Source organism: Nocardia sp. NBC_01377 (genome assembly GCF_045040005.1).
Taxonomy (GTDB): domain Bacteria; phylum Actinomycetota; class Actinomycetes; order Mycobacteriales; family Mycobacteriaceae; genus Nocardia; species Nocardia noduli.
Window position 1 is genome coordinate 507,123 of sequence record NZ_CP109566.1, and the last position, 26,843, is coordinate 533,965.

Genomic DNA, 26,843 nt, shown 5'->3' on the forward strand with positions numbered 1-26,843 from the left:
CATTCCAGCGCGCTTCTGGTGTGGATCTCACCCCACGACTTCCCGTTCACGCCGAATCCGGTGACCAACTGCCGAAGTCCGTGTTCGGCGGCGCGGCGACAGCGATGGCAGGGGATGTGCACCACGGCGAGAAACCGAACGGTGCGCCGAATGTCCCAGGGTACGAGCACGCCAAGCCTCACGATCGAATCTCGGCGTCGAGAGTACGGGAACCCGTCCGTGTGCGCCCGGGTGCCCGTCCTGTGCTGCTCATACCCGATTATTCACTGTGTTGTGTCGGTGGGGCGCGTTAAACTTTGGGCAACGAAGGATCGAGACAGGAAGCAGGCTATAGCCACTTTTGAGAACACAAGGCGAGATCGGCGACCCGACCACACCCGCAGCAGGCACCGGTGCAGGCGACAGTGGGGGCTCGGGCCCCGCAGCGCGAACCGTGCGTTCCAGTATCGAACTCGCTCCCGAATCCGTGTTCCCGTTCCTCGGTTCGGCGGACCAGAATCTCCGTGAACTCGAGCAGTTGCTCGACGCGGACATCCATGTGCGCGGCAATTCCGTCACCCTGACCGGCAAGGCCGCCGACGTGGCGCTGGCCGAGCGGGTGATCGAGCAGCTCGTCGCGCTGACCGGCCGCAATCGGGTGGTGACGCCGGAAGCGGTGCGGCATACGGTGTCGATGCTGACCGACGGAACCTCCGAATCCCCGGCGGAGGTGCTGAGCCTGGACATCCTGTCCCGGCGCGGCAAGACTATCCGGCCCAAGACGCTGAACCAGAAACGCTACGTCGATGCCATCGACACCAACACCATCGTGTTCGGCATCGGTCCGGCGGGCACCGGCAAGACCTACCTCGGCATGGCCAAGGCCGTGCAGGCATTGCAGACCAAACAGGTCAACCGGATCATCCTGACCCGTCCCGCCGTGGAGGCGGGAGAGCGGCTGGGCTTCCTGCCCGGCACGCTCAACGAGAAGATCGATCCATACCTGCGCCCGCTCTACGACGCGCTGCACGACATGATGGATCCGGAGGCCATTCCGAAGCTGATGGCGGCCGGTGTCATCGAGGTCGCGCCCCTGGCATACATGCGAGGCCGAACCCTGAATGATTCCTTCATCATTCTCGACGAGGCGCAGAACACCACGGCCGAGCAGATGAAGATGTTCCTGACCCGCCTCGGTTTCGGCTCGAAGATCGTGGTGACCGGTGACGTCACCCAGGTCGATCTGCCGACCGGCGCCAGGTCCGGGCTGCGGGCGGCGAGTGAGATCCTCACCGGTATCGAGGACATCCATTTCGCCCAGCTCACCAGCAGCGATGTGGTCAGGCACCGGCTGGTCTCCGATATCGTCGACGCCTACGAGAAGTTCGAATCCGATACCCGCCCCGCCGTCGGCGAGCACTACCCGGGAAACCGGGCGCAGCGTCGTGCCGCGGGCCGCGGTGACCGGCGGTAATCGAAGACGCGGTACCCGATGGCGTCCGGATCATCCGGGCGCCGTCGGCGTCTGTACGGCCAGCGCGGTACGGCCGGAAGCGGCGTTGTCGCGGGGGTCTCGACGCGGTGCGGTTCGTGGCGGGGTTGCGGGCGGACCCGGTCCGATGGCGGCCGATAGGCTGTGCGGGTGAGCATCGAGATCGCCAACGAGTCGGGGATCGACGTACCCCAAGAAGGCCTGGTCAGCGTCGCGCGTTTCGTGATCGCCCGCCTGGACGTGCACCCGGCGGCGGAACTGTCTATGGTGCTCGTCGACCTCGACACCATGGCGGATATGCACATGCGCTGGATGGACCTGCCGGGTCCGACGGACGTGATGTCGTTCCCGATGGACGAGCTCGAACCGGGCGGCAGGCCCGACAGCCCCGAACCGGGTCCGTCCATGCTCGGCGATATCGTGCTGTGCCCCGAGTTCGCGGCCACCCAGGCGCGCAAGGTCGGGCATTCGCTCGATCACGAACTCGCGCTGCTCACCGTGCACGGCGTCCTCCATCTGCTCGGCTACGACCATGCCGAGCCCGAGGAGGAGAAGGAGATGTTCGCGTTGCAGGCCCAGCTGCTCGAGGAGTGGTACGAGAGCCTGCGCGAGGCCGATCGCCGCGCCGAACTCGCCGAACGCGACGCCCGTCTGCTCGGCAAGGCTGGTTTCACCACACCGGGTGACGCTCTGGGCCCGGCGTGAGTTCACTGACCCTCGTTCTTCTCGCGTGCCTGCTCGTCCCGGTGGGCGGTTTGTTCGCCGGCATCGATTCCGCCCTCAACACCGTCTCCCCGGCCCGCCTCGACGATATGGTGCGCGCCGAGCGGTCGGGCGCGGTGCGTCTGCGCCGCATCGTCGCCGACCGTCCACGCTACGTGAATCTCATGGTGCTGCTGCGCATCCTGTGCGAGATCAGCGCCACCGTGCTGCTGGCCGCGGCCCTCATCGAGATCTGGAACGACAATTGGGCGCTGCTGATCACCGCCGTGGTGATGGTGCTGGTGGATTACGTCGTGATCGGGGTCGGCCCGCGCACCCTGGGCCGTCAGCACGCCTATTCCCTTGCCCTCGTCGCGGCGCTGCCGTTGCAGTTCATCGGCATGGTGCTCGGTCCGATCAGCCGTCTGCTCATTCTCATCGGTAACGCGATCACCCCGGGTAAGGGATTTCGCAACGGGCCCTTCGCTTCGGAGATCGAATTGCGCGAAGTCGTCGAGATGGCCGGTGAGCGCGGCGTCGTGGCCGACGAGGAGCGGCGGATGATCCAGTCCGTCTTCGAACTCGGCGACACCGCCGCGCGCGCGGTCATGGTGCCGCGCACCGAGATGGTCTGGATCGAAGCGGACAAGACGGCGTCGCAGGCGATGTCGCTCGCGGTGCGCAGCGGCCATTCGCGTATTCCGGTCATCGGTGAGAACGTCGACGACATCCTGGGTGTCGTCTACCTGAAAGATCTTGTGCCGTACGCGGATCGGAGCAGGAAGGTGCGGGTGCGCGAGGTGATGCGCCCCGCCGTCTTCATGCCCGATTCCAAACCACTCGACGATCTGCTCGACGAGATGCAGCGCCGTCGCAATCACATGGCGCTGCTTGTGGACGAATACGGCGGTATCGCCGGTCTGGTCACCATCGAGGATGTGTTGGAGGAAATCGTCGGGGAGATCGCCGACGAATACGACACCGACGAGACCCCGCCGGTGGAAGATCTGGGTGAGGGCCGTTACCGGGTGTCGGCGCGGCTGTCGGTGGAAGATCTGGGTGAGCTGTACGGCCTGGAGATCGAGGACGAGGACGTCGACACCGTCGGCGGCCTGCTCGCGCACGAACTGGGCAGGGTGCCGCTGCCCGGTTCCAAGGTGGTCGCGTACGGACTGGTCCTGCGCGGCGAGGGCGCCGCGGACGCCAGGGGGCGGATGCGGGTGCACACGGTCGTCGTGCGGCGCGCGCCGCAGCGCGTGCGCGAGAAGTCGGAGGACGAGCGCGCGGCGGGCGAGAAGAACGGCAAGCGGAAGGGCAATGGATCGGATCGGGAGAGCCCGGCCGATCGTCACGAGGACGGAGACACCGATGATTGAATTGGATGCCGAGGACAACAAGCTGGTGGTTCTTGCTCGCGGTGCGCTCGCGCGGACCGGCGGCGTGAGCGGTGCCGCGATCCGCGATACCGACGGCCGCACCTACGCGGCGGGCGAGGTGACGCTGGACGCGTTGCGGCTGACCGCACTGCAATCCGCGGTCGCCGCCGCGATCTCGAGCGGCGCGGAAGGGTTCGAAGCGGCCGCGGTGGTCGGCGGAAGGTTCTCCGACGCCGGTGTCGGTGCGGTGCGCGAGGTCTCGCCCGCGGCCAGGATCGTGTTCACCGATCGCGACGGCGCGGTCTTCGAGATCGTCGACGACTCCGAAGAGCCCGACGATTCGACAGCCGCCACAGCGGTCACCGCCGAGGTGCGGGGTGGCTGACGGTCGCGCGGGTGACACCGCCGAATTCCGTTCGGGTTTCGTCTGTTTCGTCGGCAGACCCAATACCGGCAAGTCGACGCTGACCAACGCCCTTGTCGGTGCGAAGATCGCGATCACCTCCTCGCGTCCGCAGACCACGCGGCACACCATCCGCGGCATCGTGCACCGCGACCACACGCAGTTGATCCTGGTCGACACCCCGGGCCTGCATCGTCCGCGCACCCTGCTCGGGCAGCGCCTCAACGATCTGGTGCGCGACACCTACTCCGAGGTCGACGTCATCGCGCTGTGCATCCCGGCCGACGAGAAGATCGGTCCTGGCGATCGGTGGATCGTGCAGCAGATCAAGCAGATGGCGCCCAAGACCACCGTGCTCGGCGTGGTCACCAAGATCGACAAGGTGAGCCGCGACGAGATCGCCGCCCAGTTGCTCGGGCTGTCCCGGTTGCTCGGTCCCGACGCCGACGTGGTGCCGGTCTCGGCGGTCAAGGGTGAGCAGGTCGAGGTACTCGTCGACGTCATCGCCTCGAAGATGCCGGAAGGTCCCGCCTTCTACCCCGACGGCGAGCTGACCGACGAGCCGGAGGAAACCCTCATGGCCGAGCTCATCCGCGAGGCCGCGCTCGAGGGCGTGCGCGACGAACTCCCGCATTCGCTGGCCGTCGTCATCGAGGAGGTGCTGCCGCGCGAGGAGAACGAGGACATGCTCGACGTGCACGCCCTGCTCTACGTCGAGCGCCCGAGCCAGAAGGCGATCGTCATCGGCAAGGGCGGTGCCAGGCTCAAGGAGGTCGGCACCAACGCCCGCCAGCAGATCGAACATATCCTCGGCGTGCGGATCTACCTGCATCTGCACGTGAAGGTCGCCAAGGATTGGCAGCGCGATCCCAAACAGCTGGGCAAACTCGGCTTCTAGGTCACCACCAGGGTTCGGGGCGGCGGCGTTCCCAGTGCAGCTCCGATTCCACCTGCGCCGCGAGCGAGACCAACAGCGGTTCCGAACTCGCGGTGCCCATGAGCTGGGCGCCGATGGGCAATCCGTCGTCGGTGAACCCGGCGGGGATGTTCACACTCGGCCAGCCGAGCACGTTCCACGGCCAGGTGTAGGGACACGCGGCGGTGATGAGGTTGTTGGTGTCGTTCACGCCGATGCCGTCGATATCGGTCGCGCGGGGCGGCGGCGTGGCGGTGGTCGGCGCGAGCACCAGGTCGTAGTCGCGGAAGAACGATCCGATTCGCCTGTGCAGCAACGGTTCCGCTTGGCGGGCGGCGAACAGCGCCGGTCCGTTCAACAGCCGCCCCAAGCGGACGTTGGCGCGGGTGCGCGGATCGACCACCGCGCCGGGCATGGTGTCGCAGACCCGGCTGATTCCGGCCATGGACCGGGGCAGGAACGACGCGCCGATCATGAGGCCGTAGTGCAGGTCGGCGACGGTCACCGAATGGCCGAGCGCGCGCAGCGTCGTCGCCATGCGCAGGACCGCGGCTTCGACCTGCGGGTCCAGCGCGGTTCTGGTGGCGGTGAAGGGGATGCGCAGGGAGAGCGCGATCCGCAGGCTGCCGGGATCGCGTCCCACGGCCTCGGAGACGGTGACCGGCGCGGGGGTGTGCAGATCGCCCGCGTGCGGACCGGCCGCGAGATCGAGGAGTAGCGCGGCGTCGGCGACGGTGCGGGCCAGCGGTCCGTTGACGGTGAGGCCGTGGAACGCCTCGGGCAGCGGCCAGGTGGAGATGCGCCCGCGCTGGGGTTTGATGCCGACCAGATTCGTCCACGCCGCAGGGATGCGGACCGAGCCCGCGCCGTCGGAACCCAGTGCGGCAGGGACCAATCCGGCCGCGACGGCCGCCGCCGAGCCGCCCGAGGACCCGCCGGGGGTGCGTTCGGCGTGCCAGGGATTGCGGGTGTGGCCGAAGGCGGCGCCGCTGGTGAAGGGCAGTTGGCCGAGTTCGCAGGTATTGGTCTTGCCGACGATCACCGCGCCCGCCGCGCGCAGTCTGCGCACCGATTCGGCGTCCTCGGTCTTGGGCGCGAATTCGCCGCCGCAGCCGAATGCCGTCGGCTCGCCCGCGATATCGGTGTCGTCCTTGACCGCGATCGGCACGCCGAGCAGGGGAAGGCGTTCGCCCGCGGCGATCCGGCGATCGGCTTCGGCGGCTTCGGCCAGCGCCTTCTCGCGCCGGACGACGCGGAAGGCGTTGAGCGTCGGCTGGCTGGCCTCGATGCGGTCGAGGGCGGACGTGACGGCCTCGGTCGAGGTGCTTGTGCCGTCGGCCAGGTCGGCGGCGAATCGCGCGAGCCCCCGGTGCGGTGCGGCGAAGGCGCTCGTTGCCGGGTGGTCGGTGGGGGCGGGCACCGCCATGAGCCTCCCACGTTCGGACGCGGTCATCCGATCTCCCTTGTTCGGCCTGTGGATGTGAACGGTAGCGCGCATCTGGTCAATCGTCCACATCGGTTATCGCGTTCCGGGCCGGAAACGCACCGTCCGTATCCGGAACGTGTCGAACCCGTGTTGTGGTCACGACCTGCGCGAGCATAGACATACATTCCGTATGTATGTAAAAATCACCGGGAAGGCTCACCACTGCGAGAGGCGAACACCATGGCAATCAGTCCCGCGCTCGGCGCCGCCCACGAGATCGACCTGCCCGGCGGCCGCATCGAACACCACGACACCGGAGCGGGCGCGCCCGTGCTGTTCGTGCACGGCCTGCTCGTCAACGCCGATCTCTGGCGTCATGTGGTGCCCGCCGTCGCCGCCGCCGGTCATCGCTGTCTGACCCCGACACTGCCGCTGGGCGCGCACACCGTCCCCGTGCCCGACGCCGATCTCACCCCGAACGGTCTCGCCGACCTGCTCGCCGATTTCCTGGAACGGCTCGACCTCACCGACGTCACGGTGGTCGCCAACGACACCGGGGGAGCGATCACCCAGGTGCTGCTGACCCGCAGGCCGGAACGTATCGGCCGCGTCGTGCTGGCCTCGGTCGACAGTTACGAGGCCTTCCTGCCGCAGCCCTTCACGGCTCTCGGCGTACTGGCCCGAATCCCCGGTTCGATCCGGCCGTTCACCGAATTGATGCGGATCCGGGCGCTGCATCGGCTGCCACTGGCCTTCGGGCTGGTGGCCAAGCGGCCGGTGCCGCCCGAGATCGCCGATTCCTACCTGCTGCCGAGCCGCGGTTCGGCAGCGATCCGAAAAGACCTGCGCCGCTTCCTGATCACCGCGCGCCGTCGCTACACCTTGGAGGCGGCGCGGCATTTCGCCGACGTCCGGGTTCCGGTCCTGCTGGTCTGGGCGCGCGAGGACAGGATCTTCCCGATCGAATTCGCCGAACGCCTGGCCCGCGACCTGCCGGACGCGACCCTGACCCTCGTCGACGACTCGTACACCTTCCTCCCGGAAGACCGGCCCGAGTTGCTCACCCGGCGGATTCTGGAGTTCACTCGGCTGCATGCCACGCCGTAGCCAGGAGGATCGCTCCCGCACCACCAGGGCCGCGCTCGAACAGGCGGGTCGCCGCCTGTTCGCCGAGCGCGGCTTCGCGGGTACCTCGGCGGAGCAGTTGGTCGCCGAGGCCGGGGTCACCCGTGGCGCGCTGCACCACCACTACGGCGACAAGCGCGGACTGTTCCTCGCCGTCCTCGAACAGTTGGAGTCGGACAACACCGCCGAGATCGAGCGGGCGATCGACGCGGCGCAGACCGAGGACGTGCTGGTCTCCGTCGCCGTCGGACTCGACGTCTTCCTCGGGATCTGCCAGCGGCCCGAGATGATCCGCATCGCCCTGTTCGACGCCCCCGCCGTCCTCGGTTGGGAACAGTGGCGCGAGTTGGAAGCCCGCTACGGCCTCGGCCTGATCGTCTCCCAGTTGGAGCGGGCCCGCGACGACGGCCTGATCGCCGACGCCCCACTGCGGACCCTGGCCCAGCTCATCCTCAGCGCGGTGTCGGAGGCGGGGCTGATCGTCGCCCACGCCCCCGACAAGGAAACCGCCCGCGCCCAGGCCATGCATTCGTTGATGCTGCTGGTGGGCGGGCTCCTGGCGGGACAGAAGTCCTGACATGCTCCGGTGTCGTAGCCGTGCGCAGGGTTGTGAGGTCTGTGCGTCCGAGCGCCGACCGGTACTGAATCCGACTGTCGGGAAAGCGATTACGTCTGCGGGATCAGGGCCTGCTGGATCTCCTCGTTGACCAGATCGAAATTGATCTGCGCCCCCGCCATCGCCCCCGCCGCGGCCGCAGCGCCGACCTGTGCGGACAGATCGGTGACATTGCCCGCCACCCAGACCCCGGGCGTCTCGGTACGTCCTGTCGGGTCGGTGGGAATGTGCTCACCCATACCGGATGGATGGGCGACGGGCACCAGGCCGAGCGGAGCGAGGAATCCGGCGCGCGCGACCATCCGGGACGCCACGGCCACCGCGTCACGCGCGACGAGCGTTCCGCCGGTGAGGCGAACGCCGACGAGTCGGTCGTCCGCGATCTCCACCGACGCGACATCGCCGTCGACCACCCGAATACCCCTGGCGTCCAACTGCGCGGCCTGTTCGGCGGTCGGCGGCGCCACATTGCCGAAATACACCACATCCGCGCTCAACTGCCGGAACAGCAGCGCTTGGTGCACCGACATCGGCCCGGTGCCGAGCACCCCGATCGCCTGGTCCCGGACCTCCCATCCGTGGCAGTACGGGCAGTGGACGACATCCCTGCCCCAGCGCTGCCGCAGCCCCGGGATATCGGGGACCTCGTCGATCAGCCCGGTCGCCACCAACACCCTGCGCCCCCGAACCGCGCGCCCGTCGGCCAGCGTCACGGTGAAACCTTCCTCACCCCGCTCGACCGCGACCACGTCACCGTCGACGATGTGCCCGCCGTAGCCGCGCACTTCCGTACGCCCGCGTTCCAGCAACTCCGACGGCGCGATCCCGTCGAGGGCCAAAAGTCCGTGCACCCCTTCGGCCGGTGCGTTCCTGGGCCGACCGGCATCGATCACCACCACCGAACGTCGCGACCTGCCCAGCATCAGCGCGCCGTTCAAACCCGCCGCGCCACCACCGACGATCACCACGTCATAGCTATTTTCCAACTGATCGGTCATCGGGACCACCTCCTGGGACGACCATGCGTGACATAGTTCGAAGATGGCAACCTTCTTTGCTGATATGGCAAAGTGGATGTCATGGATATCGACTTCGACCGAGCACTGGACGCGGTCGGGCCACGCCTGCGCGCACTGCGCAAACAGCGCGAGACCACGTTGGCCGACCTGTCCACGCGTACCGGAATCTCGGTGAGCACGCTGTCGCGGCTGGAATCCGGCGCCCGCAAACCCACCTTGGAACTGCTGTTCCCGCTGGCCCGCGCGCACGGGGTCACTCTCGACGAACTCGTCGACGCGCCGACCACCGGTGATCCGCGTATCCACCTGCGTCCGGTGACCAACCACGGCATGACCATGGTCCCGCTGACCCGTCGGGCGGGCGGCATCCAGGCGTACAAGATCGTGATCGAGGCCGGAAGCGCCCGCAGGGAGCCCGAGCCCAAGACCCACGAGGGTTACGAGTGGATCTACATCCTCAACGGGCGGCTGCGCGTCGTGCTCGGCGAGCACGATCTGATCCTCGTCCCCGGCGAGGCGGCCGAATTCGACACCCGTCAGCCGCACTGGTTCGGCGCGGCCGACGACGACGCGGTCGAATTCCTCTCGCTGTTCGGCAAACAGGGGGAGCGCGCGCATTTCCGCGCCCGGCCCCAGAGCCGGGCCGGATAGCGATCGCCCCTCCGCCACTCCCTTCTCGGGCGTTGTCGCCGCAGCGTGGGAGGATGGCCCCGTGCGTTTGTATCGGGACGAGGCAGTGGTGGTGCGCCAGCACAAACTGGGCGAGGCGGACCGCATCGTCACGCTGCTCACGCGCAGATACGGCCTGGTCAGAGCGGTGGCCAAGGGGGTAAGGCGCACCAAGTCGCGATTCGGGGCCAGACTCGAGCCCTTCGCCTACATCGATGTGCAACTCCATCCGGGACGCACGCTGGATGTGGTCACCCAGGTGCAGACGATGGAGGCGTTCGCCGCAGACATCATCGACGACTACGGCCGCTACACCACCGCCTGCGCGATCCTGGAAACCGCCGAACGCCTGGCGGGCGAGGAACGCGCGCCCGCGCCCAAACTGCACGCGCTCACCGCGAGCGCGCTGCGCGCCATCGCGGCCAAACATCGCCCGCACGAACTGATACTCGACGCGTTCCTGTTGCGCGCCATGGGTTTCGCCGGATGGGCGCCCGCGCTGGACGAATGCGCGAAATGCGCCACCCCCGGTCCGCATCGCGCCTTCCACGTCGGCGCGGGCGGCGCGGTCTGCGTGCACTGCCGTCCCCCCGGCGCGGCCACGCCCGCGCCGGGGGTCTTCGATCTGTTGATCGCCCTGCTGCGCGGCGAGTGGGATTACGTCGCGACGGTGCCCGATTCGGTGCGCAATCAGGCCAGCGGACTGGTGGCGGCGCATCTGCAATGGCATCTGGAACGGCAATTGCGCACGCTGCCGTTGATCGAGCGGTCCGCCTCCGTGTCGTCGGTGTCCGCCGCGGGCGGGCGGCACGTGGCGGGTTAGGTGGCGGTCGTGCGGGGATCGTGTGGCGGATGCGTGGATGGCTGTTCGCCCGGCCCGGCGCATCAGGCAGGATGGACCCCGTGATCCTCCGCCGAGACTCCACTACGACAAGGCCGAGCAAGACCGGATCGGACAGCGACCGGACAGTCCGCCCGCCGTCCCCGCACCCCTCGGGTGCCGTGCCGCCGGAACTGCCGATCGAATTCGTACCGAAACACGTGGCCTTGGTGATGGACGGCAACGGCCGGTGGGCGCAGGAGCGGGGACTGCCCCGCACCGCCGGACACGAGCGCGGCGAGGCGGTCCTGATGGACACCGTCGAGGGCTGTATCCAGATCGGGGTGAAGTGGCTGTCGGCCTACGCCTTCTCCACCGAGAACTGGCGGCGCAGCCCCGACGAGGTGCGCTTCCTCATGGGCTTCAACCGTGACGTCATCCGCCGCCGCCGCGACGAGATGCACGAGATGGGCGTTCGGGTGCGCTGGGCCGGTCGGCGACCGCGCCTGTGGCGCAGCGTGATCAACGAACTCGAGACCGCCCAGGAGTTGACCAAGGACAACACGGTGATGACCCTCACCATGTGCGTCAACTACGGCGGCCGCGCCGAGATCGCCGATGCCACAAGGGAAATCGCGCGTCGCGTGGCGGCGGGTGAGATCGATCCCGAGCGGATCACCGAGTCGACGCTCGCCCGGTACATGGACGAACCGGATATGCCCGACGTCGATCTGTTCCTGCGGCCGTCCGGCGAATTCCGCAGTTCGAACTTCCTGATCTGGCAGTCCGCCTACGCCGAATACGTCTACCAGGAAACACTTTTCCCCGATTTCGATCGACGTAACCTGTGGGACGCCTGTCTCGAGTACGCTTCGCGTGACCGCCGCTTCGGCGGTACCAAGTGAACGGTGGTGCGGAGATGGACTCGGCGGTCACCCCCGAGCAGGAACTACAGGCGCGCGCGGGCGCGTGTCTGTCGATCTACGATGTCGACGTCCGCGTCGACCCCGAGGGCTCGATCGGATTCGAATACGAGGGTTCCCTGTGCTCGCTGCGCGCGGTGAGTCTGGCGCCCGGCCTGGACGTGCTGACGCTGACCTGCGTGCTGGCCTGGGACCGTCCGCTGAAACCGCAACTGCACAAGCGGGTCGCCGAACGCAACAACGCCCTGCAATTCGGTTCGCTCACGGTGATCGCCCACGGCAAACTCGCCGATGTCATCCTGCGCTACACCTTCCCGGCCGCGGGCCTGGACGATCAGGCGCTGGCGACCATGCTCGTGCTGGTGCTGTCGGGCGCCGCTCGCGCCAGGCCGGGCCTGCTCCAGCCGTAGGCGGATCTCGGGCGCCGAGGTGGCACCGGTCGCCCTCGGCGACCGGCGGCAGGATCCGGCCCCGGACCTGAACCGGGTCGGCAACGGTCACGCGCTGCCCGAGTTCGGCGGCGCGGTCCACGCGGCATCGGATCGGGTCCGCGTACCCGAACCCGCGTCGCAACCTGTATGTAGCCCTGAGTTTGCCGGGTGGTGGAACGATCGGACGATGCCCGACGATTCCCGCTATCCCGTGGCCCGCTCCGATGACGGACGCTCCTTCGTCATCGCCGACTCCATCGGTAGCTCGTTCATAGCCGGTTCCCTCATCGTGGTGCACGCCGGTGGCACGCGGCAGCTGGCGATGGTCGAGGAACGGAGTCAGACCACACCCGCGCGGTTGCGCGGGCGCCTGATCGGTGAACTGGCCGTCGACGGCATCGATACCGGGGCCAGTCACGCCTTCGACAGCGGTCGCGTCGAGCCGGTCGACTCGCGGATCGTGCAGACCCTGCACGACACCACCGGTGCGGTACTCGACGTCGGCGTGAATCTCACCCCGCCGTTCGGTCCGGCCCGGCTGCTGCCGACGAGATTCAACCGGCACACCTTCTGGTGTGGTCAGAGCGGCTCGGGGAAAACCTATGCCCTCGGCGTCGTCCTCGAACAACTCATCGCGCACACGGCTCTGCCGATGGTGATCTTCGATCCGAATTCCGATTACGTCCACCTCGGCGAACTGCATCCCGAAGCCACCGGCCCCGCCGCGGATGCGTTGCGGGAGCGCGATATCCGCGTATTGCGCCCGCACGACGCGGCGGCCCCGCTGCGCGCGAGGTTCACCGCGCTGCCGCTCCCGTCCAAGGCCGCGGTGTTGCGGATCGACCCGATCGTGGACCGCGAGGAATTCGGTGAACTCCTGCGCATGTCCGCGCTGATGACCGCCGCCGAACTCGACGAAACTCTGCCCAAGTTGATGGGTTCGGACAATCCCGCCCAGCGCCGCCTGGCGTTGCGCATCCAGAACCTCGGGCTCAACACCTGGGAGGTGTGGGCGCGCGGCGATACCGCCGTGACCGATATCGTCGCGCAGCGTCCGGACGCCACCGTCCTGGATCTCGGCGGATTCTCCACGAGCGAACAGCAACTCGTGGTGGCGCTCGCACTGCTCGATGATCTGTGGGCGCGCAGGGAGGAGCGCCGTCCGTTACTGCTCGTCATCGACGAGGCGCACAATCTCGCTTCGCCGCGCCTGGACTCCTCGATCGCGGTCGCGGTGCGCGAGCGGCTGATCCAGATCGCCGCGGAAGGACGCAAATTCGGTCTGTGGCTGCTGCTCTCGACCCAGCGGCCGACGAAGGTCCATCCCGGCATCCTGTCCCAGTGCGACAATCTGGCGCTGATGAAGATGACCTCACCGTCCGATCTCGCCGAACTCGGCACCTATTTCGGATACGCGCCCACCGCGCTGCTCGAGCGCTCGCCGTGGTTCCGTCAGGGCGAGGCGCTGTTCGCGGGCGGTTTCGTGCCCGCCCCGTCACTGCTGAAGGTGCACGCCCGGTTGACCCCGGAGGGCGGTAGCGACGTGCGCGTGCCGCTACGGTGAACCGCTAACCACCCGGTACGGCGGGCTCACCGTAGGGGAGGAGGGTCCGAACACCGCGCGCCAGCGTCTCCGGGGTGATGTCGCCGATGATCAGGTGTTGCAGGATGAAGCCGGGCAGCAGGCCGATGATGGCCACCGCGACCGCGTGGGTGTCGGCGTCCGCCGGGAGCCAGCCCGCGGCCCGCATCCGCTCCGCGTAGTCCTCCCAGACCCCGCGCATGGCGAGAATGGCCTCCCGCACGTAACCGGTCGCCTCCGGGTTGACCAGGGCGAGTGACCAAGCCTGTGGGGCCAGCCGCACCGGTCCTTCCGGTCCGCTGCGCGCGACGATGTTCCTGGCGATGAGGGTGATCACCTCGGCGGGGGTCGGCAGCGGTTCGGCGCTGATCGCCTCGGCCATGATTCCCCTGAGTTCGATCATCGTCTGGGTGGCCAGCGCGGCGATGATGTCGTCCTTGCTCTTGAAATACCGGTAGACCGCGCCCGCGGAGAGCCCGGATTCGGCGAAGACGTCCTGCATGGAGGAGTCGTGGAAGCCCTTGCGGGCAAAGCACAGGCGGGCGGCGTCCAGGACCTGCTGCCTGCGGCGTTCCAGATGTTCTTCGCTGACTCGGGGCATGAACCCAAAGTAAAACGAATATCCGTTCTTGACAACCTTCCGCCGCCGTGCGACCGTGAAATCAATAAAGAACGGTCATTCGATTTTCGGGAGAAAGTCATGAACACCTCGCAGCGAGCATTCGCGGTCGGACTCGCCGCCGCCCTGCTCCAGGCCCTGATGCTGATCGCCTTCGCCTGGCCCGCCGCCAATATCGAACCGCGTGATCTGCCCATCGCGGTCACCGGCCCGCAGGCCCAGCAGGTCGCCGAACGGCTGAATGCCCAACTTCCCGACGCCTTCGAGATCACCACCCCGGCCGACGAAGCCGCGGCCCGTGCCGCCATCGTCGACCGCGAGGTCTACGGCGCCGTCCTCACCGGCGGCGGCGCACCACGGGTCCTCGTCGCCTCCGGCGCGAGTCCCGCTGTCGCACAGCAACTCACGGCCTTGGCCCAGCAGTTGTCCGGCGTGCCGTCCGCGGCCGTCGAAGACGTCGTCGCCGCCGACGTGGACGATCCGCGCGGCACGGCCTTCGGCGCGATGGTGCTGCCGCTGGTGATGTCGGGGATCGCCGCAGGCGTCCTGCTCAGCCTGCTCATTCCCACCCCCGCCACCCGTGTCGCCGGACTCGCCACCTTCGGCGTGGTGGGTGGACTGCTAGGCATGGCGATCATCCAGGGCTGGATGTCGGTCGTGCCCGGCTCCTATCTCGCCCTCGCCGCGGTCGCGGGTCTGGTCTCCTTCTCGGTCGCCGGTGCGGTCGTCGGCCTGGCCTCGGTCGTCGGACGCCCCGGCATCGGTATCGCGGCACTCACCATGCTGCTGATCGGCAACCCGTTCTCGGCCGCCACCTCCGCCCCGGAACTGCTGCCGCAGCCGTGGGGCGCCATCGGCCAGTACCTCCCGCCCGGCGCGGCCTCCACCCTGCTCCGCTCGGTCGCCTTCTTCGACGGCGCCGGGGCCGCGAAACCGCTGACGGTGCTGCTGGTCTGGGCCGTGGTGGCGGTGGCGCTGATCGGTGTCGCGGTACTGCGCGGTCGCCGCGCCGAGGTCGAACCGGTTCCGGCGGCGTCGCCCGAACCGGTCCCTGCCGTCTGAGCGCGACGCGAATCCCGCTGTGGCCCGGTCGCGCCCGGTCGAACGGGTGCGACCGGGCGCTGTGCTGCTTGTCCTATACCGCCCGACCGAACCGACACGGTCGCTTCCGCCGACAGCCGTGGTCGCCGAAGTCCGGTGCGCGGACACGACCGTCGAACGGGGCCGACGGTCGTGTCCGGGGCGTCGGTCAGCTCACCGTGAACGGCATCGACGCCGCGGTCCCCGGATCCTTGTCCGCGTTGTAGGTCACCACGTACTGCCCGGCGGTGGGCGTCGGCACCACGAAGATCACGTAATTCAGAGGATTGTCGATGGTTTCGCCCCGGCCGAGCAGTTCGTTGATCGTGCCCCGGAAATCGGCGACCACGGTCCGGCCGTCCGGTGTCTTCAGGCTGAAGTACTGGTAGTAGATATTGGTCCCGCCGTCGGAAATCCCGGCGCCGCCGACGAGTTTGATACGCAGCGCCAGTTCGTCCTTACCGCGTTCGTTCTTCGCGTAACTCGGACCGAGTGTGGCCCCGGTGATCTCGACGGTGGTCGGATCCTGGACCAGGGTGCCGGTGATCGGCAGGGTTCTCGGCTGGACGCTCTCGACCTTGCTCGACGCGGCCAGCGGAATCCGGGTCTGGTTGTCCGACGCCTCGCCGTAGACCACGGTGAGGGTGTCGAGCAGATGATCGGCGTCCTTGAGTACCTGCACCGGGGTGGTGACCTTGCCGGTGGCCGACCCCTTGCCCGGCACGGTCGGATTGTCGAAACCGGCTCCGCCGTCGACCTCCCTGCCCATTTCGAGATGGGAGTTGTTACTCAACGTCGCGGCCTCGAGTCCGGTGTTCTCGTAGGTGATGTCGATGAGCACCTTGCCGCCGCCGTATTCGTCGGGCACCACCGTCGCCTTGTCCACGGTGATCTCGAAACCCTCGAACCAGCCGGTCTTGCCGACCGTCCGGACGACGGCCCGGCCGGAGCTGTCGGCGGAATCGGGCTGCGCGCCGGGGCCCGCCGGAGCCTGCGGACCGCCTACTCCGCCTTCGGCGCTGGTGACCGGCGTTCCGGTGGTCTCCTCGTCCAGGCAGGCCGACGTGAGCAGTACCGAGAAGCCGAGCAGCGCGGCCGCCCCGATCCGGGTGACGCGATATGTCCTTGCGGCGCGTACAGATTCTCGCACGCTTCCTCCCTGGGTAAGGAATCAAGTGTTGATCGATTCCCAGGTGAATAAGCGCTGATCCGCCCGATGTTAACCCCGCCGTATCAGGGTTTTCCGCCGCTGTCCGCGGTCGCGCAACCGCGACAGCTGCCGAAGATCTCCATGGTGTGACTCACGTCGGTGAAACCGTGTTCTCCCGCAATGGATTCCGCCCACGCCTCGACCGTCGGTCCCTCCACCTCGACCGTGCGTCCGCAATGCCTGCACACCAGATGGTGGTGGTGGCCGTTGGAACACTGGCGGTAGACCGATTCGCCGGAATCGGTGCGCAGGACGTCGACCAGGCCCGCGTCGGCCAGCGATTGCAGGGTGCGGTAGACCGTGGTCAGACCGATCCCCTCGCCGCGGCGGCGGAGTTCGTCGTGCAGTTCCTGGGCCGAGCGGAATTCCTCGATATCGCCGAGCAGCGCGGCGATGGCACTGCGTTGTCGGGTGCTCCGGATACCGACCGACTTGTGCGTATCCAGGGTTTTGTCAGGCACGGATCAACCTTCCTCGGCGTGCGCGACGGCGTCGACGACGATATGTGCCAGATGATCGTCGACGAGTTCGTAGAGCACCTCGCGCCCGGACCGCTCGCCGTGGACGACGCCCGCCGATTTGAGAATGCGCAGGTGCTGGCTGACCAACGGCTGGGTCACGCCGAGCGCGTCGACCAGCTCGTGCACGCAACGCGGCGATTCACGCAGTTGCAGCACGATGGCGATGCGCACGGGCGCCGCGAGGGCGCGCAGCAATTCGCCCGCGTCCTCCAGGACGCCCCGGGTCGGCAGCGGGGCGGGGCCGGGGGACCGGTAGGGGTTGTGCGAATGAGCGGTAGCGGCTTCGGCGGACATCGAATCACTCCTTAATGGAAAGCGATCCCATTTTGATATGCATGGGTGCGCATGTCAAATGCGACATGCGCGGCTCGCGCCATCGAGACCTGCGCGGGACCGGGAGTTCCGCCTCGGGATGTATGCCCACCGTACGCGCCGTGACAACTCCTGTGCGGTGGAAAACCCGTTGGCCGCTGCCGATAGTCTGTACACGACATATGTCTCCGGGCGACCTCCGCATCGGAAGTTCGCATCCGGACAAACACTCGCAGTGAACGGAGAACTCTCGCGTGGCACCCAAGTCGAAGGTGGACACCGTTGCCAACCTCGCCAAGCGCCGGGGTCTGGTGTACCCGTGCGGTGAGATCTACGGAGGCACCAAGTCGGCATGGGACTACGGTCCGCTCGGTGTCGAGCTCAAGGAGAACATCAAGAAGCAGTGGTGGCGGTCCATGGTCACCAGCCGCGAGGATGTCGTCGGTCTCGATTCGTCGGTGATCCTGCCGCGCGCGGTGTGGGAGGCGTCGGGTCACGTCGCGACCTTCACCGATCCGCTGGTCGAATCGCTGCACACGCACAAGCGCTACCGGGCCGATCACCTGCTCGAGGCGTACGAGGAGAAGCACGGCCGCCCGCCGGTCAACGGCCTGGCCGATATCAACGACCCCGACACCGGCCAGCCGGGCAACTGGACCGAGCCCAAGAATTTCTCCGGCCTGCTCAAGACCTTCCTCGGCCCGGTGGACGACGAGGAGGGCCTGCACTACCTGCGGCCCGAGACCGCGCAGGGCATCTTCGTGAACTTCGCGAACGTGATGACCACCGCGCGCAAGAAGCCGCCGTTCGGCATCGCCCAGATCGGCAAGAGCTTCCGCAACGAGATCACCCCGGGCAACTTCATCTTCCGCACCCGCGAGTTCGAGCAGATGGAGATGGAGTACTTCGTCAAACCCGGCGAGGACGCCGAATGGCACAAGTACTGGATCGACACCCGTTTCTCCTGGTACACCGATCTCGGCATCGACCCGGAGAATCTTCGGCTGTTCGAACACCCGAAGGAAAAGCTGTCGCACTACTCGGCGGGCACCACCGATATCGAGTACCGCTTCCGTTTCCAGGGCAGCGAATGGGGTGAGCTGGAAGGTATCGCCAACCGCACCGACTACGACCTGAAGACGCATTCGGAGCATTCGGGCACCGAGCTCAGCTACTTCGATCAGACCACCAACGAGCGCTATGTCCCCTACGTCATCGAACCGGCCGCGGGTCTCACCCGTTCGCTGATGGCGTTCCTGGTCGACTCCTACGCCGAGGACGAGGCCCCCAACACCAAGGGCGGCGTCGACGTCCGCACGGTGCTGCGCCTTGACCGCAGGCTCGCCCCGGTGAAGGCCGCGGTGCTGCCGCTGTCGCGCAACGCGGATCTGACGCCGAAGGCGAAAGACCTTGCCGCGCAACTGCGCAGGAACTGGAACGTGGAATTCGACGACGCGGGCAATATCGGTCGCCGCTACCGTCGCCAGGACGAGATCGGCACGCCGTTCTGCATCACCGTCGACTTCGACACCCTGGAGGACCAGGCGGTGACCATCCGCGAACGCGACACCATGGCGCAGGAACGCATCGCGCTGGACAAGGTCGAGGGCTACCTGGCCCAGCACCTCATCGGCGCGTAGCGATCGCGACGTCGAGGCCGGCACCCACGGGGTGTCGGCCTCGTGTCATGTCCGCTCGCCGCGCGGCCGGGTGGTGATCCCGATCGCCGTCGGGATCAGCAACGCGAAACCCCAGGGCACCGCGACCCAGAACGGCCAGAAGTAGCCCGCCCCGGTGGCCGCGTAGATGACGAGACACAGTGCGTTCACCGCCGCCCACGGAATCCACATGATGATGATCCACTGCGGAATGCTTTCCCCGCGAACGGATTTCGTCGGGCGCTGGGCCGGTAGATCGGCGAGCACCGGCGTCAGCTCACCGTAGGTCTTGGCGTTGTAGACCTGTTGGACGCGATCGTCGTATTCGTGCAGGGTCAGCCGACCCTCGTTCATCGCCGACTTCAACCGGTCGACGATCTTCTCGCGGTCGGCGTCGGACGCGCGTACGTGCTCGGAACCCACCGGCCCAGCCTAGGACCACCGTCGATCCCGCGCCCACACGGCAGCGAGATATCCCGCCCGCGTGGACGAATCAGGGCACGTCCCAGAAATCGTGTTCGTGGCGCATTCCCTCGAGGAAGAGGCGCTGCGCGCGCTCCCGGTCGCCGCCCGCTTCGTCGAGCATCTCGGCGCAGCGGGCGGTCAGGGCGGCGAAGCCGGGATCGGCGTAGGTGTCGACCCAGCGCCGGTAGCGCGGGTCGGCGGGCGGGTTCTGGGCGAGGATGGCGCCGAGGGTGGAGTATCCCCACATGCAGGGGTAGAGGGCGGCCAGACCGTCGGCGTAGTCGGCGGCCGAATCCAGCAGGAACGCGGTGTACTCGGCACAGGGCTTCCCCTTGACCGCCCCGTTCAGATCCGCGCCGAATTCCGCGGCGAGCGAGCGGTGCAGTGCGAGTTCGTCGTGGTAGGTGGACTGCGCGAGGTCGACCAGATCGCCCAGATGAGCGGTCGGAGCCTGCCAGGCGAGCCGACTGAACACCCGGACGTAGTCGAGCAGGAACAGGTAGTCCTGTTCCAGCCAGGACCGGAAGACGGGTTCGGGCAGGTCGCCGTTCGCGATGCCCGCCACCGTCGGATGGGTCAGCTGCCGCTCGACCAGGGGGCGTCCGAGCTGTTCCAGATGTGCCGCGAGACTCATCGGAGCAGTCTCTCGCACCCGCCGGATTGCGTGTGATCCGCCCGTGCCGCACGCTGTGCGGTGTGTGGTGGTGTGCGGGTGATGTACTACGGGTGTTGGCGGCGTCGGAACAGCGTTTCGTGAGGCACGCGACCTATACCGGTCGAACGGCGCGGGTGGAGGGTGAACTCGATACGGCGGCGCTGCGCGCGGCCTTCGACGCGCTGCTGCGGACCTATCCGGTGCTCACCTGCCGAATCGGCGAGGACGAGGCCGGACACGGCCACCTCCTGCACCCGCGCGGCGAACATGTCGGTGCGTGGGTCACCCACGGTGAGCCGGACGAGGTGCGTATCCCGGCCGAGTCGATCGACCCGCGAACCCAGCTGGCCTACCTGGACGTGACGGTCGCGCACCGGTCGCGGGTCACCCTGTACGTGCACCATGCCGTCGCGGATGCCGGGCACTGCGTGGAACTGTTCACCCGGCTGTGGGACAACTACACCGAATACGTCGGCGGCCGGTCGATATCTGTTGTCCCACAGCCATATCCGCAGTCGCTGGAATGGTATGCGGCAGAGCGTGGCATCGTCAGGGGTGAACGGTCCGGACTCGAGGACGCGATCCGCGCGCTGCCGCCGGTGGCGCGAATCCTTCCACCCGATCCGGAGATCCCGTCGCCGCCCGCCTTGGCCCGCCCGCGACGCGCGGTGCTCGACGTCGAGACCACCGCCCGCATAGTCCGACTCGGACGACGGCCGGATGTCACCGTCAACGGCCTGGTCACCGCCGCCCTGCTGCGCGCCTACGTCGCCGAGACATCCGGTGCCGCAGGTGATCCCGTCCCGGTGTCCTGTGTTTACCCGGTCGATGTGCGTTCGCGTCTCGACCCGCCCGTCCCCGCCGTCGCGGGCACGAATATGGCGGGCCTCGCGTGTTTCGCCGCGACCGTCGACCCCGCGGGCGATATCGAGAATCTCGGCGCACAGATCTCCGCCCGCCTGCACCGCGACCTCGCCGACGGAACGGTCCGGCAATCGGTACTGCACTTCCCCGACTTCTTCGGCCCCACCCTGATCCACTCGCTGGCCGGGCATATCGCCCTGACCAACACCGGCCGCGTCCGCACCTTCACGATGCCCGCGGGCTCGGCGCTGTCGGAGTACGAGATCGTCTACCTCTCGGCCCATCCGCGCCCGTCGACGGGCGCCGCCGCGGCGGTGACCTTCCTCGTCTACACCTACGCCGATCGCCTGACCGTCGGCATCCTCGGCGGCGGTGCCGCGGCCGACCGGCTTCCGGAAGCGGTCGCGAAACACTTGGAAGCGCTCGCCGCCGAACCGGTCGACTCCTGAGGAACGGCCACGGCGGTGTCGCCGATTCGGGGACAATGCGAGAAGAACGACGACCATCACGACGAGAGCAGGTGTTACGGCGGTGCGCACGAGCAAGGACCGGAAGCGGGTCGGCGGGCTCGGAGCCGCCGCGGTCGGTCTGGCGGCATTGGGATCCGGTGAGGTCGTCGCGGCGGTGGGCGGCGCGTCGCTGATCGACGCGATCGGGCGGACGCTCACCGACACCGCGCCACTGCGGGTGGTCGAGACGACGGTGGAATTCACCGGGCGGCACGACAAAACCGTCATCCGGTTCGGCACCGTCGCGGGCGCGCTCGCGGGCGCGGTCGGTCTGGCCGGGCTGCCCGCCCGATGGCACACCCCCGCCGCCACTGCCTTCGGGGCGGGCGCGGGCGCACTCGGCCTACGGCAGGCCAATCGGTCGGCCTGGATCTCCGCGGGTGCCGCGGCAGCCGCCGGTGTGCTCGGCGCGGGCCTGCGCAGCCGGTCACGTGGACCGCTGGCCACGCTCGCGGTCGGTGCCGCGGGCGCGGGCATGCTCGCCGCCGCGCACAACCTGAACCGCGACCATGATCGCAAGCAGCGCAGCGCTATTCGCCGTCTCGGCGCGATGGGCAACCCCGCAGTCACGCCCGAGGACGGACTGGAGGGCGAACCCGGCCTCTCGGCCCTGATCACCCCCGAGCACAAGTTCTACGTCGTCGATGTGAGCCCGCACCCGCCCCGCGTCGATCCGGCGCGCTGGCGGCTGGCCGTCACCGGCATGGTCGCGCACCCGCTGCGATTGTCGTTGGCCGATCTGGCCGCCGACGCGGTCGAATTCGACGCGGTCCTCGTCTGTGTCCACAACCGGCCCGGTCAAGGTCGCGTCGCCAATGCCCGCTGGGTCGGCGTCCCGCTCGCCGATCTGCTCCGCCACGTCATCCCGGCCTCCGGCGCGACCCGCCTGGTCACCAGGGCCGTGGACGGTTACACGATCTCGCTCCCGGTCGAGCCGTTGCGCTCGGGCGAACTTCCCGGCTACCTCGTGATCGGCATGAACGGCGAACCGCTCAGCCCCGCCCACGGCTTCCCCGCGCGCGTGGTCGTCCCCGGCCTGTACGGCCAGTACACCGGCGCCAAATGGCTCGCCGAACTCGAACTCACCGACGACAGCCACGTCGACTACTGGTGGAAACGCGGCTGGACCAGCGAACCGCTGTGGGTCGAACCGCAGGCCCGCATCGACGTGGCGGCACCCGGCCGGGAATCGGCGGGCACGACGGTCGTCGCAGGCGTCGCGTGGGCGCCACCGGCGGGCGTCGCCGAGGTGGAGGTATCCGTCGGGGGAGGGGCCTGGCAGACGACGAAACTGGCCGACGAACTCGCCCCCGCCGCCTGGCGGCGTTGGCGCACGACCCTGGAACTTCCGGCGGGTCGTCACACGATCCGCGCCCGCGTCGTCGGCCGATCCGGAGTGGTACAGGCGGGGGAGAACCGCCCGCCGTATCCCAGCGGTCCCGGTGGATTCCACGCGGTGACAGTCGAGATCTGAGCGGGTCGCCGTGCCGCCTCGCGCGGTCCGGCTGGATGCCCGTGCGGACGGGCGCGGTGCCGACGGGCGCGATGCCGACGGGCGCGATGCGGACCGGCGTGGTGCGGGCGGGTACCGTGCTCGCGCCGACCATGCCGGATCAGATACCCGCTGAGGAGTTGGCCCCGTCAGGGGTATCCCCGGATCACCCGACGCAAATCAGTAGGCCCAGGTGGGGAAGTGTGGCCTCGAGGTTCCGGCACCGCTGCGCACCTACCCGGCGGTGATGGGCTCCATGAGTTCGGTGACCCACCCCGAAGGATCTTCGGTGAACTCCAGGGTGACTTCGCGGGCCGGACCTGCCGAGCGGTAACCATTCTCGTCGACCCACCGCCCCAGCGCCTGCCACGGCTCCATGACGGCGTCCATACTGCCCCGGTGCACGACGGTGGCCGCCTGCGCCACCGCGGGCAGATCGACGATCGAGAAGTCCTGCGACGCATCGGATTCCGCCGACACCGGCATCGCCGCGTGCACGACGACCGAGCCGTCGCCTTCGGAGCGCTGCTCGTAGTAGGCGATCGCGGGACCGACGGGGGTGATCCCCGCCCGATCCAATCGGCGGCACAGTTCCTCGAACAACGGACCGATCACCGGACCGATCGACCGCGGCTCGAAACCTTCCGCTGCGCCGGTCAATTCGGCGACCCGGACGGCGGGGACGGATTTGACGACGACATCCTGGCCGGGCATGAGGCCCTCCTTCTCGATGATCCGGAGTCTCGTGTCGACCTGGACGAGCCGGGCGCGATCCTCGGCGATACGCTGCTCGAGCTCCGCACGCCGCAGGGTCAGCATGCCGCGCAGTTCGGCGCTGTCGACCTTCTCGTCGAGAATCCGGCCCACCTGTTCCAGCGTGAACCCCAGATCCTTCAACGCGACGATGCGATTGAGCCTGGCGAGTCGAGCGGCTTCGTAATACCGATACCCGGTCGCCGCGTCCACCCGATCCGGTCGCAACAATCCGACCGCGTCGTAGTGGCGCAGCATCCGGACCGATACCCTTCCGTGTCTGGCGAAATCTCCGATACTGAACATGACGCCTCCCGGTCTACGACCTCACACGGTGTCAGAGTCAAGTCTGCGCCAGGCATCGGTTCTCAGAAGCGCCCACCTCGGCTGACGCGCCGCGATCCGCTCGACCCGCCGTACGACCCGGCCCGATACCCACCGGAACCGCGCCGCCCACCCGTCACCGCGCCCCGCAGCATCCCGTCGATCAGAATCCCGCCGAGCACCGCACCCGCCTGCGCCGACCCCGAGGACGGCCTGCTCGACTCCCACGCCCGCACCCCCGCCTGCGCCTCCTGGAGTGCCCGCCCCGCCAGATCCGCCGCGGCCTGCGCGTGCGGCAACGCCTGCGCGGGATCGGTGGCGCCGAGTCGCTGTGCCGCGTCGAGGTTGCGCTGCGCTTCCGAGAGCCGGGTCCGCGCGTCCGCGTCGACGCCGCCGCGCCGCGTGGTGATGAAATCGCTCGCCGCGCCGATCCGCGCCCGCGCGTCGGTCAGCGATCGATCGAGCCTGCGCCGCAGATCCTCGGCGGCCAGTTTGCGGTCGGTCGCGGCGGCGATGGCGCGATCGAGGTCCCCATCGGCGGCGACCGCGTCGTGATAGGCGCCGAGCGGATCGTTGTGCCCCTCGGCGGACGCCTTGTCCAGCGTGCCCTGCGCGGCAGTGCGCGCCGCGACCAGTTCGGGCCCGCCGTAACTCGCGAGTTCGTCGGCCGCGGCGATATCGCCGCGCAACTCCTCCAGCACCGCGGGCAGACCGTCACGCGCCTGCTGGATATTCGTCGCCGCGTTGTCCACCGCGTCCAGCAGTGTCCGCGCCTGGCCCAGCGCCGCCTCGGCCGCGCGGATCGCCGCGACCGCGCCGCCCTGCTGCCCGACCGGCAACGTCAACGCGGACCGTCCCGTGTCGATACTCTGTTCCGCGAACGTGATTCGCTCCCGCGCCATCGTGACGTTGTCGCGGATCGGCGCGAGCACGCTCGCCGGATGCGCCGCCGTCAGCCGGGCCGCCTCCGCCTCCGACCCGGGGATCCGTCCGGTGAGCTCGACCAGATCCCTGGTGAGAGCGTCCAACCGCTGCGGCGCGTCGATCAGCAGATCGCGCATCGCGTCGAATTCGTCCACCCTGGCGTCGAGTTCACGATCCGCGCGCCCGACCACCCCGATCAGTTCCACCAGCAGCGAGCGCTGTTCGTCCGGTGTCTCGGGAATATCGTCGTCCAACCGCTGCCTGATCCGGAACGCCTCGACGGCCGCCGCCTTCGCGTTCTCCAGCGCGGCCGTGAACGGCATCGTCGCGGTGGCGCCGAATTCACCTGTCGCCAAATCCAATTCGTCGGCACTGGTCCGGATCGCGTTGTCGAGTTCCACCAGCGCCTCCCGCGACCGCGCCTGTAACGCCTCCACCGACAACGCGGCGAGCGCCGCGCTGTTGTCCGGGTCCAGGCTGCGCGCCGCCGCCAATTCCGCCCGCGTCCGGTCCCGGCGACGTTTGCGCGACCACAGCACCACGCCGCCCACCGCGAGGACCACCACCAGCGCGAGGATCAGCAGCGTTCCGGTGCCGATGCCGTCGGCCCGCATCGCCGCGTTCAGTCCGTCGGCCGTGGCGATCCCCGCGTCGGCCCAGCGGCTGTCGCGCAGCGCCGGTTCCACGTCGCGGATCAGCAGATCGTCGAGTTCCCCGTCGCTGACACCCTCGGGCGCGACGCCGTCGAAGGCGTACTCGCGCGACCCGGTCGCCACGGCCAGCAGCAGATCGCGCTGTCCGAACCGCGATTCGGTCGCGGTGCGCGAACTCCACGCCTCCGGTGTGAGTCCGCCGAAATCGTTCACGTAGACGATCCACAGCCGCGTCTGATGGTCGGCGTAGAGCTGATCGACCGCCGAACGGACCCGGTCCGGCTGATCGCCTTCCAGCGCGTTCGCCTCGTCCACCACATAGGTGTCCAGGCGTGTCGGCGGTTCAGCGACGGCGACCGGGCCGCCGATCAGCGCGACGCACAACAGCAGGGAACTCACCACCACCCGGGCATACCGGCGGACAGTGCGATTCGACGGCAGCGGCATGTCATGAATCTATCCCCGGATCCGGTCCGACCGGTGGTTAGCATCTAAGAGTGATCACGATCGATCAGCCGTACACCGGCCACGTGTCCCCCGGGTCGAACCCGCAGCGGCGCGATATCCCCGGCGCGCGCATCATCAAGATGTCCGTCGGCAAGATGAACAACAACTGCTACCTGGTCCAAGACGCCGCCACCGGCGCGACCCTGCTCATCGACGCCGCCAACGAACCCGAACGCATCGCGGAACTGGTCGCCAAGGAGACGCCGGGCAAGATCGGCCTCATCGTCACCACCCACCAGCACGCCGACCACTGGTTCGGTCTGAAACAGGTGCACGCCGACACGGCCGCCCCCACCGCCGCCCACCGCCTCGACGCCGAACCCCTCTCGGTCGCGCCGGACCGTCTACTCGCCGACGGCGACACCGTCGAGATCGGCGAACTCACCTTCACCGTCATCCACCTCGCGGGCCACACCCCGGGCGGCGTCGCCCTCGCCCTGACCGACACCTCCGGCCGCACCCACCTGTTCACCGGCGATTCCCTCTTCCCGGGCGGCCTCGGGCGCACGACCACCCCGGAATCCTTCGCGTCGCTGTTCGCCGATGTGACCGCCAAGATCTTCGACGTATTCGGGGACGACACGATCGTCTATCCCGGACACGGCGACGACACCACGCTCGGCACCGAACGGCCGCAACTCGGGGAATGGAAATCGCGCGGTTGGTGAGTCGTTCCACCGTGCTCGGAGCGTTATCGGACCCGGTCGAAAATCATCGACCTCCCGGAAATTCGGGCGACCTCGTCACATTTCCGTCTGCGGCCCAGAGTGTTCGGCCCACCAATTCATCGAGCATTCGGGCTGACCTGGCAGACTTGG

27 protein-coding genes are annotated in these 26,843 nt (G+C 68.3%); 17 read left to right on the forward strand and 10 right to left on the reverse strand.

The window, feature by feature from the left end; all coding sequences use genetic code 11:
- The first annotated feature begins 358 nt into the window (after nucleotides 1–358).
- The 5 genes from OG225_RS02235 (at nucleotide 359) to era (ending at nucleotide 4,850) form a co-directional block, all read left to right on the forward strand.
- Complete coding sequence (locus tag OG225_RS02235; protein ID WP_109523970.1) at nucleotides 359–1,453, forward strand: PhoH family protein; 1,095 nt, start codon at nucleotides 359–361, stop codon at nucleotides 1,451–1,453.
- 168 nt (nucleotides 1,454–1,621) lie between these two features.
- Nucleotides 1,622–2,176 carry an rRNA maturation RNase YbeY gene (gene ybeY / locus OG225_RS02240; RefSeq protein ID WP_405180189.1) on the forward strand — a complete coding sequence of 185 codons (555 nt, stop codon included), beginning with the start codon at nucleotides 1,622–1,624 and terminating at the stop codon, nucleotides 2,174–2,176.
- On the forward strand, nucleotides 2,173–3,549 hold the full coding sequence (locus OG225_RS02245; RefSeq protein WP_405180190.1) for a hemolysin family protein: 1,377 nt from the start codon (nucleotides 2,173–2,175) through the stop codon (nucleotides 3,547–3,549). The genes ybeY and OG225_RS02245 overlap by 4 nt, the downstream gene beginning before the upstream one ends.
- Nucleotides 3,542–3,934 carry a cytidine deaminase gene (locus OG225_RS02250; RefSeq protein ID WP_405180191.1) on the forward strand — a complete coding sequence of 131 codons (393 nt, stop codon included), beginning with the start codon at nucleotides 3,542–3,544 and terminating at the stop codon, nucleotides 3,932–3,934. Before OG225_RS02245 ends, OG225_RS02250 begins: the two co-directional genes overlap by 8 nt.
- A complete protein-coding gene (gene era / locus OG225_RS02255) occupies nucleotides 3,927–4,850 on the forward strand; it encodes a GTPase Era (protein ID WP_405180192.1) in 924 nt (307 codons plus the stop codon). The genes OG225_RS02250 and era overlap by 8 nt, the downstream gene beginning before the upstream one ends.
- Before the next feature lies 1 nt (nucleotide 4,851).
- Here era and OG225_RS02260 read toward each other — a convergent pair whose 3' ends face one another.
- Nucleotides 4,852–6,294 carry an amidase gene (locus OG225_RS02260; RefSeq protein WP_405183167.1) on the reverse strand — a complete coding sequence of 481 codons (1,443 nt, stop codon included), beginning with the start codon at nucleotides 6,292–6,294 and terminating at the stop codon, nucleotides 4,852–4,854.
- Nucleotides 6,295–6,534: 240 nt separating this feature from the next.
- Here OG225_RS02260 and OG225_RS02265 point away from each other — a divergent pair, with 240 nt between their 5' ends.
- Both OG225_RS02265 and OG225_RS02270 read left to right on the forward strand, forming a co-directional pair.
- A complete protein-coding gene (locus OG225_RS02265) occupies nucleotides 6,535–7,401 on the forward strand; it encodes an alpha/beta fold hydrolase (RefSeq protein WP_405180193.1) in 867 nt (288 codons plus the stop codon).
- A complete protein-coding gene (locus OG225_RS02270; RefSeq protein ID WP_405180194.1) occupies nucleotides 7,388–7,996 on the forward strand; it encodes a TetR/AcrR family transcriptional regulator in 609 nt (202 codons plus the stop codon). Before OG225_RS02265 ends, OG225_RS02270 begins: the two co-directional genes overlap by 14 nt.
- 89 nt (nucleotides 7,997–8,085) lie before the next feature.
- Here the strand turns inward: OG225_RS02270 and OG225_RS02275 are convergent, their stop codons facing one another.
- The gene (locus OG225_RS02275) at nucleotides 8,086–9,033 is read right to left on the reverse strand and encodes an NAD(P)/FAD-dependent oxidoreductase (RefSeq protein WP_405180195.1); all 948 of its coding nucleotides are present in this window, start codon (nucleotides 9,031–9,033) and stop codon (nucleotides 8,086–8,088) included.
- A gap of 81 nt (nucleotides 9,034–9,114) precedes the next feature.
- On the opposite strand from OG225_RS02275, the gene OG225_RS02280 reads away from it, so the two are divergent.
- The 5 genes from OG225_RS02280 to OG225_RS02300 all read left to right on the forward strand — a co-directional run bounded on the left by OG225_RS02280 (nucleotide 9,115) and on the right by OG225_RS02300 (nucleotide 13,461).
- Nucleotides 9,115–9,705 (forward strand): helix-turn-helix domain-containing protein, encoded by a 591-nt coding sequence (locus OG225_RS02280; protein ID WP_216911754.1) that lies wholly within the window; start codon nucleotides 9,115–9,117, stop codon nucleotides 9,703–9,705.
- A 61-nt stretch (nucleotides 9,706–9,766) separates the two neighbouring features.
- On the forward strand, nucleotides 9,767–10,546 hold the full coding sequence (gene recO / locus OG225_RS02285) for a DNA repair protein RecO (protein WP_405180196.1): 780 nt from the start codon (nucleotides 9,767–9,769) through the stop codon (nucleotides 10,544–10,546).
- A gap of 71 nt (nucleotides 10,547–10,617) precedes the next feature.
- Entirely contained in the window at nucleotides 10,618–11,448 is an 831-nt protein-coding gene (locus OG225_RS02290) for an isoprenyl transferase (protein WP_405183168.1), read from the forward strand.
- Between the two features lie 14 nt (nucleotides 11,449–11,462).
- The gene (locus tag OG225_RS02295; protein WP_109523967.1) at nucleotides 11,463–11,876 is read left to right on the forward strand and encodes a YbjN domain-containing protein; all 414 of its coding nucleotides are present in this window, start codon (nucleotides 11,463–11,465) and stop codon (nucleotides 11,874–11,876) included.
- A 208-nt stretch (nucleotides 11,877–12,084) separates the two neighbouring features.
- The gene (locus tag OG225_RS02300; RefSeq protein ID WP_405180197.1) at nucleotides 12,085–13,461 is read left to right on the forward strand and encodes an ATP-binding protein; all 1,377 of its coding nucleotides are present in this window, start codon (nucleotides 12,085–12,087) and stop codon (nucleotides 13,459–13,461) included.
- A 4-nt stretch (nucleotides 13,462–13,465) separates the two neighbouring features.
- On the opposite strand, the gene OG225_RS02305 is transcribed toward OG225_RS02300, so the two are convergent.
- Nucleotides 13,466–14,080, reverse strand: coding sequence for a TetR/AcrR family transcriptional regulator (locus OG225_RS02305; RefSeq protein WP_405180198.1), 615 nt, complete (start codon nucleotides 14,078–14,080; stop codon nucleotides 13,466–13,468).
- A gap of 99 nt (nucleotides 14,081–14,179) precedes the next feature.
- Here OG225_RS02305 and OG225_RS02310 point away from each other — a divergent pair, with 99 nt between their 5' ends.
- Complete coding sequence (locus OG225_RS02310; RefSeq protein WP_405180199.1) at nucleotides 14,180–15,160, forward strand: hypothetical protein; 981 nt, start codon at nucleotides 14,180–14,182, stop codon at nucleotides 15,158–15,160.
- Between the two features lie 187 nt (nucleotides 15,161–15,347).
- On the opposite strand, the gene OG225_RS02315 is transcribed toward OG225_RS02310, so the two are convergent.
- From OG225_RS02315 to OG225_RS02325, 3 genes are all read right to left on the reverse strand, one after another.
- Nucleotides 15,348–16,328 (reverse strand): hypothetical protein, encoded by a 981-nt coding sequence (locus tag OG225_RS02315; protein WP_405180200.1) that lies wholly within the window; start codon nucleotides 16,326–16,328, stop codon nucleotides 15,348–15,350.
- An 83-nt stretch (nucleotides 16,329–16,411) separates the two neighbouring features.
- A complete protein-coding gene (locus OG225_RS02320) occupies nucleotides 16,412–16,849 on the reverse strand; it encodes a Fur family transcriptional regulator (protein WP_405180201.1) in 438 nt (145 codons plus the stop codon).
- A 3-nt stretch (nucleotides 16,850–16,852) separates the two neighbouring features.
- Entirely contained in the window at nucleotides 16,853–17,203 is a 351-nt protein-coding gene (locus OG225_RS02325) for a helix-turn-helix transcriptional regulator (protein WP_109523749.1), read from the reverse strand.
- A gap of 272 nt (nucleotides 17,204–17,475) precedes the next feature.
- Here OG225_RS02325 and OG225_RS02330 point away from each other — a divergent pair, with 272 nt between their 5' ends.
- Nucleotides 17,476–18,861: a glycine--tRNA ligase gene (locus tag OG225_RS02330; RefSeq protein WP_405180202.1), complete on the forward strand. Its 1,386-nt coding sequence runs from the start codon at nucleotides 17,476–17,478 to the stop codon at nucleotides 18,859–18,861.
- A 45-nt stretch (nucleotides 18,862–18,906) separates the two neighbouring features.
- Here OG225_RS02330 and OG225_RS02335 read toward each other — a convergent pair whose 3' ends face one another.
- Nucleotides 18,907–19,302 (reverse strand): DUF1707 domain-containing protein, encoded by a 396-nt coding sequence (locus OG225_RS02335; RefSeq protein WP_405180203.1) that lies wholly within the window; start codon nucleotides 19,300–19,302, stop codon nucleotides 18,907–18,909.
- 70 nt (nucleotides 19,303–19,372) lie between these two features.
- On the reverse strand, nucleotides 19,373–19,978 hold the full coding sequence (locus OG225_RS02340) for a TenA family protein (RefSeq protein ID WP_405180204.1): 606 nt from the start codon (nucleotides 19,976–19,978) through the stop codon (nucleotides 19,373–19,375).
- Between the two features lie 92 nt (nucleotides 19,979–20,070).
- On the opposite strand from OG225_RS02340, the gene OG225_RS02345 reads away from it, so the two are divergent.
- Both OG225_RS02345 and OG225_RS02350 read left to right on the forward strand, forming a co-directional pair.
- On the forward strand, nucleotides 20,071–21,312 hold the full coding sequence (locus OG225_RS02345) for a phthiocerol/phthiodiolone dimycocerosyl transferase family protein (RefSeq protein ID WP_405180205.1): 1,242 nt from the start codon (nucleotides 20,071–20,073) through the stop codon (nucleotides 21,310–21,312).
- Between the two features lie 82 nt (nucleotides 21,313–21,394).
- Nucleotides 21,395–22,846: a molybdopterin-dependent oxidoreductase gene (locus tag OG225_RS02350; RefSeq protein WP_405180206.1), complete on the forward strand. Its 1,452-nt coding sequence runs from the start codon at nucleotides 21,395–21,397 to the stop codon at nucleotides 22,844–22,846.
- 252 nt (nucleotides 22,847–23,098) lie between these two features.
- On the opposite strand, the gene OG225_RS02355 is transcribed toward OG225_RS02350, so the two are convergent.
- Both OG225_RS02355 and OG225_RS02360 read right to left on the reverse strand, forming a co-directional pair.
- Entirely contained in the window at nucleotides 23,099–23,923 is an 825-nt protein-coding gene (locus OG225_RS02355) for a MerR family transcriptional regulator (RefSeq protein ID WP_405180207.1), read from the reverse strand.
- Between the two features lie 62 nt (nucleotides 23,924–23,985).
- Nucleotides 23,986–25,965 carry a TPM domain-containing protein gene (locus OG225_RS02360; protein ID WP_405180208.1) on the reverse strand — a complete coding sequence of 660 codons (1,980 nt, stop codon included), beginning with the start codon at nucleotides 25,963–25,965 and terminating at the stop codon, nucleotides 23,986–23,988.
- 50 nt (nucleotides 25,966–26,015) lie between these two features.
- On the opposite strand from OG225_RS02360, the gene OG225_RS02365 reads away from it, so the two are divergent.
- Nucleotides 26,016–26,693: an MBL fold metallo-hydrolase gene (locus tag OG225_RS02365; protein ID WP_405180209.1), complete on the forward strand. Its 678-nt coding sequence runs from the start codon at nucleotides 26,016–26,018 to the stop codon at nucleotides 26,691–26,693.
- Nucleotides 26,694–26,843: the final 150 nt, after the last annotated feature.

Bases quoted from the DNA above. Each gene is read 5' to 3' on its own strand.
- OG225_RS02340 (WP_405180204.1), bottom strand. From the start codon at position 19,978: ATGAGTCTCGCGGCACATCTGGAACAGCTCGGACGCCCCCTGGTCGAG.
- OG225_RS02360 (WP_405180208.1), bottom strand. From the start codon at position 25,965: ATGCCGCTGCCGTCGAATCGCACTGTCCGCCGGTATGCCCGGGTGGTG.
- OG225_RS02355 (WP_405180207.1), bottom strand. From the start codon at position 23,923: ATGTTCAGTATCGGAGATTTCGCCAGACACGGAAGGGTATCGGTCCGG.
- OG225_RS02270 (WP_405180194.1), top strand. From the start codon at position 7,388: ATGCCACGCCGTAGCCAGGAGGATCGCTCCCGCACCACCAGGGCCGCG.
- OG225_RS02250 (WP_405180191.1), top strand. From the start codon at position 3,542: ATGATTGAATTGGATGCCGAGGACAACAAGCTGGTGGTTCTTGCTCGC.
- OG225_RS02260 (WP_405183167.1), bottom strand. From the start codon at position 6,294: ATGGCGGTGCCCGCCCCCACCGACCACCCGGCAACGAGCGCCTTCGCC.
- OG225_RS02300 (WP_405180197.1), top strand. From the start codon at position 12,085: ATGCCCGACGATTCCCGCTATCCCGTGGCCCGCTCCGATGACGGACGC.
- OG225_RS02325 (WP_109523749.1), bottom strand. From the start codon at position 17,203: ATGTCCGCCGAAGCCGCTACCGCTCATTCGCACAACCCCTACCGGTCC.
- OG225_RS02275 (WP_405180195.1), bottom strand. From the start codon at position 9,033: ATGACCGATCAGTTGGAAAATAGCTATGACGTGGTGATCGTCGGTGGT.
- OG225_RS02310 (WP_405180199.1), top strand. From the start codon at position 14,180: ATGAACACCTCGCAGCGAGCATTCGCGGTCGGACTCGCCGCCGCCCTG.
- OG225_RS02295 (WP_109523967.1), top strand. From the start codon at position 11,463: ATGGACTCGGCGGTCACCCCCGAGCAGGAACTACAGGCGCGCGCGGGC.
- OG225_RS02265 (WP_405180193.1), top strand. From the start codon at position 6,535: ATGGCAATCAGTCCCGCGCTCGGCGCCGCCCACGAGATCGACCTGCCC.
- OG225_RS02280 (WP_216911754.1), top strand. From the start codon at position 9,115: ATGGATATCGACTTCGACCGAGCACTGGACGCGGTCGGGCCACGCCTG.
- OG225_RS02305 (WP_405180198.1), bottom strand. From the start codon at position 14,080: ATGCCCCGAGTCAGCGAAGAACATCTGGAACGCCGCAGGCAGCAGGTC.
- OG225_RS02290 (WP_405183168.1), top strand. From the start codon at position 10,618: ATGGACCCCGTGATCCTCCGCCGAGACTCCACTACGACAAGGCCGAGC.